12 protein-coding genes are annotated in these 16,168 nt (G+C 69.4%); 5 read left to right on the plus strand and 7 right to left on the minus strand.

Annotated elements, in window-relative coordinates; translation table 11 throughout:
* The first annotated feature begins 4 nt into the window (after positions 1-4).
* The 5 genes from tkt to pgl are packed head-to-tail and all read left to right on the plus strand — an operon-like array spanning position 5 to position 6,601.
* Entirely contained in the window at positions 5-2,092 is a 2,088-nt protein-coding gene (gene tkt, locus OG410_RS11455; protein ID WP_329299025.1) for a transketolase, read from the plus strand.
* A gap of 34 nt (positions 2,093-2,126) precedes the next feature.
* Entirely contained in the window at positions 2,127-3,245 is a 1,119-nt protein-coding gene (gene tal, locus OG410_RS11460; RefSeq protein WP_329299026.1) for a transaldolase, read from the plus strand.
* Between the two features lies 1 nt (position 3,246).
* Positions 3,247-4,773 carry a glucose-6-phosphate dehydrogenase gene (gene zwf, locus OG410_RS11465; protein ID WP_326791001.1) on the plus strand — a complete coding sequence of 509 codons (1,527 nt, stop codon included), beginning with the start codon at positions 3,247-3,249 and terminating at the stop codon, positions 4,771-4,773.
* Positions 4,770-5,822, plus strand: a complete 1,053-nt coding sequence (gene opcA, locus OG410_RS11470; protein WP_329299027.1) for a glucose-6-phosphate dehydrogenase assembly protein OpcA — start codon at positions 4,770-4,772, stop codon at positions 5,820-5,822. Before zwf ends, opcA begins: the two co-directional genes overlap by 4 nt.
* On the plus strand, positions 5,819-6,601 hold the full coding sequence (pgl, locus tag OG410_RS11475) for a 6-phosphogluconolactonase (protein WP_329299028.1): 783 nt from the start codon (positions 5,819-5,821) through the stop codon (positions 6,599-6,601). The genes opcA and pgl overlap by 4 nt, the downstream gene beginning before the upstream one ends.
* Before the next feature lie 159 nt (positions 6,602-6,760).
* On the opposite strand, the gene pgi is transcribed toward pgl, so the two are convergent.
* The 7 genes from pgi to OG410_RS11510 all read right to left on the minus strand — a co-directional run bounded on the left by pgi (position 6,761) and on the right by OG410_RS11510 (position 16,140).
* Positions 6,761-8,413 carry a glucose-6-phosphate isomerase gene (gene pgi, locus OG410_RS11480; protein WP_329299029.1) on the minus strand — a complete coding sequence of 551 codons (1,653 nt, stop codon included), beginning with the start codon at positions 8,411-8,413 and terminating at the stop codon, positions 6,761-6,763.
* A gap of 527 nt (positions 8,414-8,940) precedes the next feature.
* Entirely contained in the window at positions 8,941-9,228 is a 288-nt protein-coding gene (locus OG410_RS11485; RefSeq protein WP_004002138.1) for an RNA polymerase-binding protein RbpA, read from the minus strand.
* A gap of 282 nt (positions 9,229-9,510) precedes the next feature.
* On the minus strand, positions 9,511-9,747 hold the full coding sequence (secG, locus tag OG410_RS11490; RefSeq protein WP_261703385.1) for a preprotein translocase subunit SecG: 237 nt from the start codon (positions 9,745-9,747) through the stop codon (positions 9,511-9,513).
* A gap of 98 nt (positions 9,748-9,845) precedes the next feature.
* A complete protein-coding gene (tpiA, locus tag OG410_RS11495) occupies positions 9,846-10,622 on the minus strand; it encodes a triose-phosphate isomerase (RefSeq protein WP_329299030.1) in 777 nt (258 codons plus the stop codon).
* Positions 10,623-10,627: 5 nt separating this feature from the next.
* On the minus strand, positions 10,628-11,839 hold the full coding sequence (locus OG410_RS11500; protein ID WP_329299031.1) for a phosphoglycerate kinase: 1,212 nt from the start codon (positions 11,837-11,839) through the stop codon (positions 10,628-10,630).
* 142 nt (positions 11,840-11,981) lie between these two features.
* The gene (gene gap / locus OG410_RS11505; RefSeq protein WP_328668454.1) at positions 11,982-12,992 is read right to left on the minus strand and encodes a type I glyceraldehyde-3-phosphate dehydrogenase; all 1,011 of its coding nucleotides are present in this window, start codon (positions 12,990-12,992) and stop codon (positions 11,982-11,984) included.
* Between the two features lie 190 nt (positions 12,993-13,182).
* Positions 13,183-16,140 carry a M14 family metallopeptidase gene (locus OG410_RS11510; RefSeq protein ID WP_329299032.1) on the minus strand — a complete coding sequence of 986 codons (2,958 nt, stop codon included), beginning with the start codon at positions 16,138-16,140 and terminating at the stop codon, positions 13,183-13,185.
* Between the last annotated feature and the right edge of the window lie 28 nt (positions 16,141-16,168).

The raw sequence follows: 16,168 nt of genomic DNA on the forward strand, positions 1-16,168 counted from the left end.
CAGGGTGAGCACCAAGCCGACCACCACAGACCTCGAGTGGACCGAGCTGGACCAGCGGGCCGTGGACACCGCCCGCGTCCTGGCCGCCGATGCCGTACAGAAGGTCGGCAACGGCCATCCCGGTACGGCCATGAGCCTGGCGCCCGCCGCCTACACCCTCTTCCAGAAGGTGATGCGGCACGACCCGGCGGACACCGACTGGGTTGGACGGGACCGCTTCGTGCTGTCCGCCGGCCATTCGTCCCTGACCCTCTACACCCAGCTCTACCTGGCCGGTTTCGGCCTGGAGCTGGACGACCTGGAGTCCTTCCGGACCTGGGGCAGCAGGACCCCCGGACACCCCGAGTACGGTCACACGCCGGGCGTGGAGACCACGACCGGTCCGCTCGGCCAGGGTGTCGCCAACGCGGTGGGCATGGCGATGGCCGCCCGCTACGAGCGTGGTCTGTTCGACCCCCAGGCGCCGCAGGGCGAGTCCCCGTTCGACCACTTCATCTACGCGATCGCCGGTGACGGCTGCCTCCAGGAGGGCATCTCCGCGGAGGCCTCCTCCATGGCCGGGCACCAGAAGCTCGGCAACCTGGTCCTGCTGTGGGACGACAACCACATCTCGATCGAGGGCGACACCGAGACCGCGGTCTCCGAGGACACCGTCAAGCGCTACGAGGCGTACGGCTGGCACGTGCAGCGCGTCGCCCCGAAGCCGGACGGCGACCTGGACCCGCACGCCATCTACAACGCGATCGAGGCCGCGAAGAAGGTGACGGACAAGCCGTCCTTCATCGCGATGCGCTCGATCATCGCCTGGCCCGCCCCCAACGCGCAGAACACCGAGGCCGCGCACGGCTCGGCGCTCGGCGACGACGAGGTCGCGGCCACCAAGCGCGTCCTCGGCTTCGACCCGGAGAAGTCCTTCGACGTCGCCGCCGAGGTGCTGGCCCACACCCGTCAGGCCCTGGACCGGGGTGCCCAGGCCAAGGCCGAGTGGGAGAAGGGCTACGCCGCCTGGCGTACCGCCAACCCGGAGCGCGCGGCGGAGTACGACCGTATCGCCGCGACCGAGCTGCCGAGCGGCTGGGAGGAGAAGCTCCCCGTCTTCGAGGCGGGCACGGGCGTCGCCACCCGCGCCGCGTCCGGCAAGGTGCTCCAGGCCCTCGGCGCGGTCATCCCCGAGCTGTGGGGCGGCTCCGCCGACCTCGCCGGCTCGAACAACACCACGATCGACAAGAGCAGCTCGTTCCTCCCGGCGGACAACCCGCTGCCGGAGGCGGACCCGTATGGCCGCACGATCCACTTCGGCATCCGCGAGCACTCCATGGCCGCGGAGATGAACGGCATCGCGCTGCACGGCAACACGCGCGTCTACGGCGGCACCTTCCTGGTGTTCTCCGACTACATGCGCAACTCGGTCCGCCTGTCGGCCCTGATGCACCTGCCGGTGACGTACGTGTGGACGCACGACTCGATCGGCCTCGGCGAGGACGGTCCCACCCACCAGCCGGTCGAGCACCTCGCCTCGCTGCGCGCCATCCCCGGCCTCAACGTCGTCCGTCCCGCGGACGCCAACGAGACGGCCATCGCCTGGCGCGAGATCCTCAAGCGCTACACCAAGGTGTTCGGCAAGGGCGCCCCGCACGGTCTCGCCCTGACCCGTCAGGGTGTGCCGACGTACGAGGCGAACGAGGACGCCGCCAAGGGCGGTTACGTGCTGTTCGAGGCCGAGGGCGGCTCGCCCGAGGTCATCCTGATCGGCACCGGCTCCGAGGTGCACGTGGCCGTCGAGGCGCGTGAGCAGCTCCAGGCCGCGGGCATCCCCACGCGGGTGGTCTCCATGCCGTGTGTGGAGTGGTTCGACGAGCAGGACCAGGGGTACCGGGACAGCGTCCTGCCGCCTTCGGTGAAGGCCCGTGTCTCCGTCGAGGCCGGAATCGGTCTCACCTGGCACCGATTCGTCGGGGACGCCGGACGCATTGTTTCGCTGGAGCACTTCGGTGCTTCGGCCGACGGCAAGGTGCTCTTCCGCGAATTCGGTTTCACTGCCGAGAACGTCGCGGAAGCCGCCCGGGAATCGATCGCCGCAGCCCAGCGCTGACGCCGACATACGACACGTAGGAGATGCAATTTCCATGACAGACGCACTCAAGCGCCTCTCCGAGGAAGGCGTCGCGATCTGGCTGGACGACCTGTCGCGCAAGCGGATCACGTCCGGAAACCTTGCCGAGCTGATCGACCAGCAGCACGTCGTCGGCGTCACCACCAACCCGTCGATCTTCCAGAAGGCGATCAGCAGCGGAGACGGCTACGAGCAGCAGGTTTCCGAGCTCGCTGCCCGCAAGGTCACCGTCGAAGAGGCCCTGCGCATGATCACCACGGCGGACGTGCGCGACGCCGCCGACATCCTGCGCCCCGTCTTCGACGCCACCGAGGGCCAGGACGGCCGCGTGTCGATCGAGGTCGACCCGCGTCTGGCGCACAACACCGCGGCGACCATCGCCGAGGCCAAGCAGCTTGCCTGGCTGGTGGACCGCCCCAACACCCTCATCAAGATCCCGGCCACCAAGGCGGGTCTGCCGGCGATCACCGAGGTCATCGGCCTCGGCATCAGCGTCAACGTCACGCTGATCTTCTCGCTGGAGCGCTACCGCGAGGTCATGGAGGCCTTCCTCCTCGGCCTGGAGAAGGCCAAGGAGCGCGGCCTGGACCTCTCGAAGATCCACTCCGTGGCGTCGTTCTTCGTGTCCCGCGTGGACACCGAGATCGACAAGCGGCTCGACGCCCTGGGCACCCCCGAGGCCAAGGCCGCCCGCGGCAAGGCGGGCCTCGCCAACGCCCGGCTCGCCTACGAGGCGTACGAGGAGGTCTTCTCCACGGACCGCTGGGCCGCCCTCGACCGGGCGCAGGCCAACAAGCAGCGCCCGCTGTGGGCCTCGACCGGCGTCAAGGACCCGGCGTACAAGGACACCCTGTACGTCGACGAGCTGGTCGCGCCCAACACCGTGAACACCATGCCGGAGGCAACCCTGGGGGCCGCCGAGGATCACGGCCGGATCACCGGGAACACGATCGCCGGTACGTACGAGCAGTCCCGTACCGAACTCGACGCCGTCGAGAAGCTCGGGATCGCCTACGACGACGTGGTCCAGCTCCTTGAGGACGAGGGCGTCGAGAAGTTCGAGTCCGCCTGGAACGACCTGCTCAAGTCGACCGAGGCGGAGCTCCAGCGCCTCGCCCCTTCGGAGGGCTGAAATCTTGTCGAGCAGCAACCCGCTGCGTGACCCCGCAGACCGACGGCTCCCGCGTATCGCGGGGCCGTCGGGCCTGGTCATCTTCGGCGTCACGGGCGATTTGTCACGTAAAAAGCTGATGCCCGCGGTGTACGACCTCGCCAACCGGGGCCTTCTTCCGCCGGGCTTCTCGCTCGTCGGGTTCGCCCGCCGCGAGTGGGCCCACGAGGACTTCGCCCAGGAGGTCCACGACGCGGTCAAGGAGCACGCCCGCACGCCCTTCCGCGAGGAGGTCTGGCAGCAGCTCGTCCAGGGCATGCGCTTCGTCCAGGGCACCTTCGACGACGACGACGCGTTCGACCGGCTGCGCTCGACCATCGAGGAGCTCGACAAGGCGCAGGGCACGGGCGGCAACTTCGCCTTCTACCTGTCCGTGCCGCCCTCCGCGTTCCCGGTGGTGATCCAGCAGCTGAAGAAGCACAAGCTGGCCGACCAGTCGAACGGCCAGTGGCGCCGCGCGGTCATCGAGAAGCCCTTCGGCCACGACCTCAGGTCGGCCGAGGAGCTCAACGCGATCGTGCACGAGGTCTTCGCCCCGGACCAGGTCTTCCGCATCGACCACTACCTGGGCAAGGAGACCGTCCAGAACATCCTGGCGCTGCGCTTCGCCAACACGATGTTCGAGCCGATCTGGAACCGGTCGTTCGTCGACCACGTGCAGATCACCATGGCCGAGGACATCGGCATCGGCGGCCGGGCCGGCTACTACGACGGCATCGGCGCCGCCCGTGACGTCATCCAGAACCACCTGCTCCAGCTCATGGCGCTGACCGCGATGGAGGAGCCCTCCTCCTTCGACGCGGACGCGCTCGCCGCGGAGAAGACCAAGGTGCTCGGCGCGACCAGGCTGCCGAAGGACCTGGGCAAGAGCACGGTCCGCGGCCAGTACGCGGCGGGGTGGCAGGGCGGCGAGAAGGTCGTCGGCTACCTCCAGGAGGACGGTATCGACCCCAAGTCGAAGACCGACACCTTCGCCGCGATCAAGGTCGAGGTGGACAACCGCCGCTGGGCGGGAGTCCCGTTCTACCTGCGCACCGGCAAGCGCCTGGGCCGCCGCGTCACCGAGATCGCGGTCGTCTTCCAGCGCGCCCCGCACTCCCCCTTCGACCACACGGCGACGGAGGAGCTGGGCCAGAACGCGATCGTCTTCCGCGTCCAGCCCGACGAGGGCGTCACGGTCCGCTTCGGTTCCAAGGTGCCCGGCACCTCCATGGAGATCCGGGACGTCTCGATGGACTTCGCGTACGGCGAGTCCTTCACGGAGTCGAGCCCGGAGGCGTACGAGCGTCTGATCCTCGACGTGCTGCTCGGTGACTCGAACCTCTTCCCGCGCACCGAGGAGGTCGAGCTGTCCTGGAAGATCCTCGACCCGATCGAGCAGTACTGGGACAAGCACGGCAAGCCCGCACAGTACCCCTCGGGCACCTGGGGCCCCGTCGAGGCCGACGAAATGCTCGAACGAGACGGACGGAGCTGGCGTCGCCCATGAAGACCGATCTCACGGACACCACGGCCAGCAAGGTCAACAAGGCGCTCGTCCAGGGCCGCCGCGCCATCGGCACGCCCGCCGTCGGCATGGTGCTCACCCTCGTCATCGTCACCGACGAGGAGAACGCGTACGACGCCCTGAAGGCCGCCAACGAGGCCTCGCGCGAGCACCCCTCACGCACCCTCGTGGTCATCAAGCGTGTCTCCCGCTCGCCCCGCGACCGCACGACGTCACGGCTCGACGCCGAGGTACGGCTCGGGGCGGAGGCGGGCACCGGCGAGACGGTGGTGCTGCGCCTGTACGGCGAAGTGATCAACCACGCCCAGTCGGTCGTCCTGCCGCTGCTGCTGCCGGACGCGCCCGTCGTCGTCTGGTGGCCGGTGAACGCGCCGCTCGACCCGGCGAAGGACCCGCTCGGTTCGCTCGCCCAGCGCCGGGTGACCGACACCTACGCCGCCGAGGCCCCGGTACGGGAGCTCAACGCCCGCGCTGAGGCGTACACCCCGGGCGACACGGACCTGTCGTGGACCCGCATCACGCCCTGGCGTTCGATGCTGGCCGCGGCCCTGGACCAGGTCACCTGCGATGTGGACGCGATCGAGGTGGAGGGCGAGGAGTTCAATCCGAGCTGCGAGCTGCTCGCGATGTGGCTCGCGGAGCGGCTGGAGGTCCCCGTCAAGCGGTCGCTGTCCTCGGGCCCCGGCCTGACCGCGGTCCGGCTGGAGACGAGCTGCGGCCCGATCGTCCTGGACCGCGCCGACGGCACCCTCGCGACGCTGTCCATCCAGGGGCAGCCCGACCGTGCGGTGGCGCTCAAGCGCCGCGACACGGCCGAGCTGATGGCGGAGGAGCTGCGCCGCCTCGACCCGGACGACACCTACGCCTCGGCGCTGCGCTACGGGGTGAACCGGCTGAACTCGGCGGACACCGCCGGTTCCGCGGGCGGGACCGCGACCGCCACCAAGGCGGCCCCGGTCGCCAAGGACTCCCCCGCCGGGGTGGCGGAGACGCTCGCCAAGAAGGCGGCGGACAAGGCGGCCGCCGAGTGAACACCCCGCAGCTCGTCGTCCACCGCGACAAGGAACTGATGGCCCAGGCCGCGGCGGCGCGGCTGATCACGAAGATCGTGGACGCGCAGGCCTCGCGCGGCTCCGCCTCGATCGTGCTGACCGGCGGGCGCAACGGCAACGGGCTCCTCGCGGCGCTCGCCGCCGCGCCCGCCCGGGACGCGATCGACTGGGCGCGCCTGGACCTGTGGTGGGGCGACGAGCGGTACCTCCCCGAGGGCGACCCCGACCGCAACGACACACAGGCCCGCGCAGCCCTGCTCGACACGGTGCCGCTGGACCCGGCGCGGGTGCACGCGATGCCCGCGTCCGACGGTCCGTTCGGCGCCGACGTGGAGGCGGCTGCCGAGTCGTACGCGGCGGAGCTCGCGAAGGCCGCCGGCCCGGAGAACCACGGTCCGGTCCCGGCCTTCGACGTCCTGATGCTGGGCGTCGGCCCGGACACCCACGTGGCCTCGCTCTTCCCGGAGCTGCCCGCGGTGCGGGAGACCGAGCGGACGGTGGTCGGCGTGCACGGCGCGCCCAAGCCGCCGCCGACCCGGATCTCGCTGACCCTGCCCGCGATCCGCTCCGCCCGCGAGGTGTGGCTGCTCGCGGCCGGCGAGGACAAGGCGCAGGCGGCCGCCATCGCCCTGTCCGGCGCGGGCGAGATCCAGGCCCCGGCCGCCGGCGCGTACGGCCGCTCCCGCACGCTGTGGCTCCTGGACGCGCCGGCGGCGTCCCAGCTGCCACGCTCGCTGTATCCGCCGGCGTCCGCCTGAGCGACCGCCGCACGGAACGGCTGAACCACCGAAGGGGCGGCAGGGTCACCGACCTTGCCGCCCCTTCGTGCGTTCACCGGGCCTACGGGCTCCCTGTGATCGCCAGGAAGGTCCCGGGAAGCGGGCGGACCCTTGCCGCCCGCTTCCCCTCAGTCATGCTCAACGACCGCGCAGCGTCCGGTACTTGGCGACCAGGGCCTTGGTCGACTCGTCCAGTCCCGGCACGTCGGCGCCTTCGGTGAGGGCGGGCTCGACGCGCTTGGCGAGCACCTTGCCGAGTTCGACGCCCCACTGGTCGAAGGAGTCGATGTTCCAGATCGCGCCCTGGACGAACACCTTGTGCTCGTAGAGGGCGATCAACTGGCCCAGGACCGAGGGGGTGAGTTCGGCGGCGAGGATCGTGGTGGTGGGGTGGTTGCCCTCGAACGTCTTGTGCGGCACCAGTTCCTCGGGCACGCCCTCGGCACGGACCTCCTCCGGCGTCTTGCCGAAGGCCAGCGCCTGCGTCTGCGCGAAGAAGTTCGCCATCAGCAGGTCGTGCTGCGCGATCAGGCCCGGCAGCAGGTCGGCCACGGGCTCGGCGAAGCCGATGAAGTCGGCGGGGATCAGCTTCGTGCCCTGGTGGATCAACTGGTAGTAGGCGTGCTGGCCGTTGGTGCCGGGCGTGCCCCACACCACCGGTCCGGTCTGCCATTCGACCCGCTGCCCGTCACGGTCCACGGACTTGCCGTTGGACTCCATGTCGAGCTGCTGGAGGTAGGCCGCGAACTTCGACAGGTAGTGCGAGTACGGCAGCACGGCGTGCGACTGCGCGTCGTGGAAGTTGCCGTACCAGACCCCCAGCAGACCCAGCAGCAGCGGGACGTTGGCCTCCGCCGGAGCCGTGCGGAAGTGCTCGTCGACCAGGTGGAACCCGTCGAGCATCTCGCGGAAACGGTCCGGACCGATCGCGATCATCAGCGACAGGCCGATCGCCGAGTCGTACGAGTACCGCCCGCCGACCCAGTCCCAGAACTCGAACATGTTCGCCGTGTCGATGCCGAAGTCCGACACCTTCTCCGCGTTCGTCGACAGCGCCACGAAGTGCTTCGCCACCGCCTCCTGACCGGCCTTCAGACCGGTCAGGAGCCAGTCACGCGCCGAGGTGGCGTTGGTGATCGTCTCGATCGTGGTGAACGTCTTCGAGGCGATGACGAACAGCGTCTCGGCCGGGTCCAGGTCCCGCACGGCCTCGTGCAGGTCCGCGCCGTCCACGTTCGACACGAACCGCACGCTCAGCGAACGGTCGGTGAAGGAACGCAGCACCTCGTAGGCCATCGCCGGACCGAGGTCGGAGCCGCCGATGCCGATGTTGACGACGTTCTTGATGCGCCTGCCGGTGTGCCCGGTCCACTCGCCCGAACGGACCCGCCCGGCGAAGTCCGCCATCTTGTCCAGGACCGCGTGCACGGCCGGCACGACGTTCTCCCCGTCGACCTCTACCACCGCGTCCCGCGGCGCCCGCAGCGCGGTGTGCAGCACCGCCCGGTCCTCGGTCACGTTGATCTTCTCGCCCCGGAACATCGCGTCCCGCAGCCCGAACACGTCCGTGGCGGCGGCCAGCTCGCGCAGCAGTCGGAGCGTCTCGTCGGTGACCAGCTGCTTGGAGTAGTCGACGTGCAGATCGCCGACCTGGAGCGAGTAGCCGGAGCCGCGTCCGGGGTCGGCCGCGAACAGGTCGCGCAGATGGGTGCCGGCGAGCTCCTCGCGGTGCTTGGCCAGAGCGGTCCACTCGGGTGTCTGGTTGAGCCTGGTACGGCTTTCTGCGTTCATCTCGGACTTCCGCCTTCTTTCCTGCCTGTGCTGCTGCGTACCTTGCCCCGCTGCCGGTCCCAACCTAATTGATCAGGGCTGGACACGAGCTGTCGTAGTGCGTCCACCGGCTCAACAACAGATACGTCCCGTCGGCCCGCAGGTGTCAGCGGGGTGACGGCGAGAGGGATGCGTGGGGCCGGGGCCGCAGGGAATGCCGGGCCGACACATCCGGCTCGATTTTCGGCCCGCACTGCTGCATCGGCGTGACCCGGCCACCCCGTCACGACAAGGCACGACACGGCACGCAGAGCGCCGCACCGTGACACGGCGGCTCGCCACGGTACGAGGATGCGGGCGCGGGTACGAGGACGTGGCGCGCGGCGGATGAGTCGGCCCCTCGCGGCGGGCGTCCTGATGATGCGACAGGGCCGTGGTGCGGGCATCCGGGCACGGCGGATCCGGCGGCGGGCCGGAACGCGGCCGCGAAGTCGCCGTGAAACGGTTCCGGCCAGACATCCATGGGACGCCCGGCCGGCTCTCAACTCCTAGATCTCGCCCCGCAGTTTGGCGAGCGCCTCGGCGAGGATCGCCTCGCCGTCCGCGTCGCTGCGCCGCTCCCGCACGTACGCGAGATGCGTCTTGTAGGGCTCGGTGCGCGGCGGGTCCGGCGGGTTGTCCCGGTCCTGTCCGGCGGGGAAGCCGCAGCGCGGACAGTCCCAGGTGTCGGGAACCTGCGCGTCGCTGGCGAAGCTGGGCTGCGTCTCGTGCCCGTTGGAGCACCAGAAGGAGATGCGCAGCCGCGGCGCGGACTCGCCGCGCTCGGCCTCGCCCATCGGCCCCGCCCCGACCCGGCTTCCTCGGATCGCGTTGCCACTTGCCACGGTGTAACTCCCTGCGTGATGGTGCCGCGAAGCGAGTCGGCGTTTCGCTTCGTTGCGAGCGCCTCAGTCTACGTAAGGCCCAACGCACGTCCAGTGATTGGAGTTACATCCCCACCCCTAGACGCAAGCCCCATGATAGGCGGCGCTTGGAGGCGCGTACCGGACATGGGGCCTTACGTACGGAATGTGCTGCGTGATGTGCAGTTGTGCTGTCCTACCGATGCCGGCCGTCGATCAGTTGTTGATCTTCATCAGGACACCGAGAACAACAATGCACGCGAACCAGAGCAGACCGATCATCAGGGTGATGCGGTCGAGGTTGCGCTCGGCGACCGAGGAGCCGCCGACGGACGACTGCATGCCGCCACCGAACATGTCGGACAGGCCGCCGCCCTTTCCCTTGTGCATCAGCACCAGCAGCATCAGCAGCAGGCTGAAGACGATCAGGGCGATCGAGAACCCCAAAACCACGGCTGGACCAACTTCCTCGGAACTGGATGGACGACGGGGGCCCGGTGCAACGGCACCAGACCCCCGCAAGGGTACGACGAATCGCCGCTACCGCATACTTACTGGTCGCGGAACCGGACGATCTTGACGAACTCGTCGGCGTCCAGCGACGCGCCGCCGACCAGAGCGCCGTCGATGTCGGGCTTCGCCATGATCTCGGCGACGTTGCCGGACTTCACCGAGCCGCCGTACTGGATGCGGACCTGGTCGGCCAGCTCCTGGGAGTACAGCTCGGCGAGCTTGGCGCGGATCGCGGCGCAGACCTCCTGCGCGTCGTCGGCGCCGCAGACCTTGCCGGTGCCGATGGCCCAGACGGGCTCGTACGCGATCACGACGGACTCGGCCTGCTCGGCCGGGAGGTCCTTCAGACCGCCCTCGACCTGGGCGAGGGTGTGGGAGACGTGGTTGCCCGCCTCGCGGACGTCCAGCTCCTCGCCGACGCACAGGATCGGGGTCAGGCCGTACTTGTAGGCGGCCTTGACCTTGGCGCCCACGATCTCGTCGGTCTCGTTGTGGTACTGGCGGCGCTCGGAGTGGCCGACGGCCACGTACGTGCACTTGAGCTTGGCCAGCATCGAGCCGGAGATCTCGCCCGTGTAGGCGCCGGAGTCCTGCGCGGACAGGTCCTGGGCCCCGTACTTGATCTTGAGCTTGTCGCCGTCGACCAGGGTCTGCACGGAGCGCAGGTCGGTGAAGGGCGGCAGGACGGCGACCTCGCAGGCCTCGTAGTCCTTGTCGGCCAGGGCGAAAGCGAGCTTCTGGACGTGCGCGATGGCCTCGAGGTGGTTGAGGTTCATCTTCCAGTTGCCCGCCATCAGCGGCGTGCGCGTGCTCATCTAGGTCAGTCCTCCAGTGCGGCGAGGCCGGGGAGCGTCTTGCCCTCGAGGTATTCGAGGGAGGCGCCGCCACCGGTCGAGATGTGGCCGAATGCGTTCTCGTCGAAACCGAGGGTGCGCACCGCGGCGGCGGAGTCACCACCGCCGACGACGGTGAAGCCCTTGGACTCGACCAGAGCCTGGGCGACCGCCTTGGTGCCCTCGGCGTAGTCGGGGTGCTCGAAGACGCCCATGGGACCGTTCCAGAACACGGTCTCGGCGTCGGCGAGCTTGGTCGCGTACAGGGCGCCGGCCTTCGGGCCGATGTCCAGGCCGAGCTGCCCCTCGGGCATCTTGTCCGCGTCGACGGCGGAGTGCTCGGTGGGCGCCTTGGCCTTCAGGTCAGGGAATCCGGGGGAGACCACGACGTCGACCGGGAGCACCAGCTCGACGCCCAGCTTGTCGGCGCGCTCCATGTACTCGGTGACGGCCGGGATCTGGTCCTCCTGCAGCAGGGAGGCGCCGACCTCGTAGCCCTTGGCCTTGAGGAAGGTGAAGGCCATGCCGCCGCCGATCAGGATGCGGTCGGCCTTGCCGAGCAGCTGGTCGATGACGGCGAGCTTGTCGGAGACCTTGGAGCCGCCGAGCGCGACGACGTAGGGCCGCTTGACGTCCTCGGTGAGCTTCTTCAGGACGCCGACCTCGGTGGCGATGAGGTAGCCGGCGTAGTGCGGCAGACGGGCCGGGAGGTCGTACACCGAGGCGTGCTTGCGGTGCACGGCGCCGAAACCGTCGCCCACGTAGACGTCGGCCAGGGCGGCCAGCTGGTCGGCGAACTCGCCGCGCTCGGTGTCGTCCTTGGACGTCTCGCCGGCGTTGAAGCGGAGGTTCTCGATGACCGCGACCTGGCCGGGCTGCAGGCCGTTCACCGCGTCGTGGGCCGCGGGGCCGACCGTGTCCTGCGCGAACGCGACCGGCGTGCCCAGCAGTTCACCGAGTCGCTCGGCGGGTTGGAGGAGGGAGAACGCCGGGTCCGGGGCGCCCTTGGGGCGGCCCAGGTGCGAGGCGACGATGACCTTGGCGCCCGCGTCGGCCAGGGCCTTGACGGTGGGCAGGACGGCGCGGATGCGGCCGTCGTCGGTGATGAGGCCGTTCGCCAGCGGCACGTTGAGGTCGGCGCGGACGAATACCCGCTTGCCGGCCACTCCTTCGGCGAGAAGCTCGTCGATCGTCTTCATAAAGGGACTCCTAGGGAAGGCTCTTCGGATCCGCGAGGGCTGACCGATCTGCGCTGATCGGTCACTACGTGGCGCAGGGCCCGGACAGCGCGGCGGCGCGCTGCCCGAGCCCTGGCTCACATCGAGGTGCCTGCTCCGGGAGTTAGAGCTGGCCGCCGACGAAGACCGTGAGGTCGACGAGGCGGTTGGAGTAGCCCCACTCGTTGTCGTACCAGCCGAGGATCTTCACCGTGTTGCCCTCCTGGACCATGGTCAGGGAGGAGTCGAAGGTGCAGGAGGCCGGGTCGCTGACGATGTCCGAGGAGACGATCGGGTCCTCGGTGTACGCCAGGAAGCCCTTGAGGTCGCCGTCCTCGGAGGCCTTCTTGAACGCGGCGTTGACCTCGTCCTTGGTGACCTCGCGCTGGAGCGTCACGACCAGGTCGGTGGCCGAGCCGGTCGGGACCGGCACGCGCATGGCGATGCCGTCCAGCTTGCCCTTGAGCTGCGGGAGGACCAGGGCGGTGGCCTTCGCGGCACCGGTCGTGGTCGGGATGATGTTCTCGGCGGCGGCGCGGGCGCGGCGCAGGTCCGAGTGGGGGAAGTCCAGGATGCGCTGGTCGTTCGTGTACGCGTGAACCGTCGTCATCAGGCCCTTGACGATGCCGAAGTTCTCGTCGAGAACCTTGGCCATCGGCGCCACACAGTTGGTGGTGCAGGAGGCGTTGGAGATGATGTTGTGGTTCGCCGGGTCGTACTGGTCCTGGTTGACACCCATCACGATGGTGATGTCCTCGTCCTTGGCCGGAGCCGAGATGAGGACCTTCTTGGCGCCGCCGGCGATGTGCTTCTCGGCGTCGGCCTTCTTCGTGAAGATGCCGGTCGACTCGATGACGATGTCGACGCCCAGCTCGCCCCACGGGATGTCGGCGGGGTTGCGCTCGGACAGGACCTTGATCGTGTGACCGTCGACGGTGATCGTGTCGGCGGTGTGCGACACCTCGGCCTTGAGGCGGCCCAGGATGGTGTCGTACTTGAGCAGGTGGGCGGTGGTCGCGGTGTCACCCAGGTCGTTGACAGCCACGATCTCGATGTCAGCACCCTGCTCCAGCAGCGCGCGGAAGTAGTTACGACCGATGCGGCCAAAGCCGTTGATGCCTACGCGGATCGTCACGAACCGATCTCCTCGTTAGGTACGCCGACTCAAGTGTCGGCGAGTTGTATGGGATGTCCCCGACCGCCTCCGACCCTACCTCTCTGAAGGCCCCGGAGTGACATCGAGTAGGGCCATACACGGCAGGGTGATCCGTACCCGTCAGTAGGGTACGGATCACCCGTGTCGATCATGCGATTGTCACGGGCGGTCAGTTCTCCAGTGCCGAGAGCGCCTTGCCGATGAGGGCAGCGCGGTCGGCCGCGGCGGCGACGTGCTCCAGGCCGAAGCCCAGCAGCACCGTGTCGTCCGTGGTGACCGCTCCGTACGTCCTGAAGAGTTCACCGGTACGCGCCCAGTCCCGCAGGACGGCCGGGCTGCCCGTGGGCGGACCTGCGACGCTCCAGGGACCGAGGGACACCTCGAAGCCCTCCGTGTCCACCGCGTTGCCGCCGACCACGAGAGAGGTGTTGTCGACGAGGAGGCCGTGGCCGCCCGTGCTCGGGTCGGTGATGTAGCTGACCGACACCTCGATCGACCTGCCCGCGTACGCGCTCAGGTCGAAGGCGACCGGCTGCCAGCCGCTGGACGCGCCGGTGAGGCTGTTCCACTGTCCGCTGGACCCCGTGGCGGTGCAGCCCGCCGCGCTCACGGTCAGGTAGTGCTTGATCCAGGGGTGTTCCCGGGCGAAGAAGCCGGCCTCGCACTCGGTCGGGACGGCGGCCGAGGTGGCACCGCCCGCCTCGGGGAGCGTGGTCCAGTCGTCGGCCCCGGTCGTGTGGACCTCGACGACCGCGTGGTCGTAGCCCGGCTCGGTGTCCCAGAGCATCTGGGAGCGCAGCGTCGGCTTGTCGGCGGCGGCGACCCCGGTGAGGTCGACGGTGCGGGTCAGACGCTTGTAGGCGTCGTCGGTGTGCACCGCAGCGGCCATGTAGGAGCCCTCGTACGGCCCGTACGGGTTGACGGTCCCGCTGAAGAGGCCCGCTCCCGCGGCGGAGGCGAACTGCGGGTACTGCGCCGCGGAGAGCGAGTCCGAGGTGACGCCGTAGGTGCCCGCCGCGTTCAGCGGGTTGCCGGGCGCGTCGCCGAGCGTTCCGGTGGTGCCGTCGAGCTCGCCGGAGCCGCTGAAGCCCTTGGCGCCGGGCGTGGACGTACGCGAGTAGGCGCCCAGGTAGTACTGGCTGAAGTCGTTCGAGAGGGTGCCGCCGCCGAGGTCGACGCTGCCGCCGGCAAGCTCGCCCGCCTCGACCAGCTTGCCGCCCTCGTTGACGTAGGCCCGCAGTTGGAGCTGGGTGGCGTTGCCGGGCCGCAGGGCGCCGGTGTAGTGGACGACGGTCCCGAAGTGGTCGAGGACGCCGAGCGCGTCCGGGGCGCCCTGGGTGGAGACGTCCCAGACCAGGGCCTTCTTTCCGGCGGCCTTCAGCGCGTCGATGTAGGTCTGCGCCTGCGTGGCGGCCGCGCCCTCCTCGGCGACCACGAGCACGTCGGCCCGCGGCCGCTCGGCCACGGTGTAGGTGAAGCGGGTGCTGGAGGTGGGCTTCCCGCTCCGGGTCTCGCCGGTGAACCAGACCTCGACCTTGTCGCCGGGGGCGCCGTCCTCGATCCTGGCGCGGTACTCGTCGAAGTAGAGGTTGTCCCGGCCGCCGTAGGTCTCGCCGCCCCGCCAGGGCCTGAGCGCGGCCTCGTGCGTACGGCCGCCGTCGACGCGGTACTTGAGCTCCTTGTCGCGTACGGACTTGCGGACGACGACGGAGACTTCCTGGTCGGCGCCGCGGGAGTACGACGTCGTGAAGGCGGCCGGGGTGAAGTCGGGCGCGTCGAGGCCCACCGAGGAGGACGGCCGGTCGGGGTGGGCCGCGGTCTCGGCGACGGAGAGCGCGAACGGGACGTTCTTCTCGAACTCCTGCTCGATCAGCTTCTCGTCGTCCGGGAAGGTGAAGACCGAGGCGCAGTCCGCCGCGTTCCAGGCGTCGTCCGGGTCGAGGTCCGAGGCGCTCTGACAGGTCGACATCTCGGGGGTGAACATCGCCGTGCCGTTGACGTTGCCCGCGTGGCCGTCGGCCTCGCCGTTGGTGGTGTAGAGCTCCGAGGAGACCTGCGGGTGATAGCCCGGGATCGCGGAGTTCTCGGGGGTTCCGGCGAGCGACTTGTAGAGCACGTCGTCCGGCGTCGGCGTCGCCACCTGCCAGCCCACTCCGTAGAGCAGCAGTTCGGCTGCGGAGTGGTAGTTGATCCCGTACGTGAAGCCGACGCGCTTCTCGAAGGTGTCGAGCGCCTTGGTCTCGGGCTCGGACGCGGGACTCGCGCCGCGGTAGGTCTCGCTGGTGGGGTTGGGTGACGAACCCTCGTCGTCGTAGCCCCACTTGTAGGCGAAGTTGCGGTTGAGGTCGACGCCGTCACCCGTGGCGATGACGCCGTCGCCGTTCACGTCCCGCAGGTTCTTGCGCCACTGACGGGTGTCGGCGTCCTTGAAGGTGTAGTCGTAGCCGTCGGGGTTGGCCGACAGGACGAACCACAGCTCGGTGGAGTCGACGATCTTCTTGACGCGCTGGTCCGTGGAGTAGTTGTCCAGGTAGTAGTGCATCAGCCGCCGCGTCATCTCGGGCGTGATCCACTCGCGCGCGTGCTGGTTGGACATGTAGAGCACCGACGGCTTGGAGCCGTCCTTGGTCTTCCGCGCGCCCTTGGTCAGTTTGACCGCGAGGATGTCCTGGCCGTTCAGGGTCTTGCCGATGGAGACGACCTTGGTCAGGCCGGGGTTGGCCTGACCCGTCCGGATGATCTCCTCCTGGAGGTTGCCCTTCCCGCTGTACGGGCGGAACACCCCCTGAGCGGCGTCCGCGACCCGGTTCTCCGCCTTGGCGGAGAGCGTGTGCTCGGTGAGGTCGACGCCCTGCTTCTCCAGCTTCCCGGCCTGCTCGTCGGTGACGTAGACCTCGACCGTGCTCCTGCCGTTCTTCCAGGTCGTGTCGCCGAGCTCGTGACTGTCCTGGCCGGCCGCGAGCAGCAGGGGTACCTGCTGCTTCGTGACCTCCGCGCGGAACACCTTCACGGCGTTCGCGTCGGGCTCGGGTGAGCTGCCGTCCTGCGCCCGGGCGACCGGCGCCACGGCCGCACCGCCCAGCAGGAGCGCGCCGGTGGCGAGGATCGCGCTCGCTCTTCGTCTCATGAGTCCCCCTTGCACGGGTCCGCCACAG

The sequence above is a fragment of the Streptomyces sp. NBC_00659 genome (genome assembly GCF_036226925.1).
GTDB lineage: Bacteria > Actinomycetota > Actinomycetes > Streptomycetales > Streptomycetaceae > Streptomyces.

Coding starts and splice junctions, on each gene's coding strand:
- tal (WP_329299026.1), top strand. CDS start 2,127: ATGACAGACGCACTCAAGCGCCTCTCCGAGGAAGGCGTCGCGATCTGG.
- opcA (WP_329299027.1), top strand. CDS start 4,770: ATGAAGACCGATCTCACGGACACCACGGCCAGCAAGGTCAACAAGGCG.
- pgi (WP_329299029.1), bottom strand. CDS start 8,413: ATGAACGCAGAAAGCCGTACCAGGCTCAACCAGACACCCGAGTGGACC.
- OG410_RS11485 (WP_004002138.1), bottom strand. CDS start 9,228: ATGGGCGAGGCCGAGCGCGGCGAGTCCGCGCCGCGGCTGCGCATCTCC.
- tpiA (WP_329299030.1), bottom strand. CDS start 10,622: ATGAGCACGCGCACGCCGCTGATGGCGGGCAACTGGAAGATGAACCTC.
- OG410_RS11500 (WP_329299031.1), bottom strand. CDS start 11,839: ATGAAGACGATCGACGAGCTTCTCGCCGAAGGAGTGGCCGGCAAGCGG.
- OG410_RS11510 (WP_329299032.1), bottom strand. CDS start 16,140: ATGAGACGAAGAGCGAGCGCGATCCTCGCCACCGGCGCGCTCCTGCTG.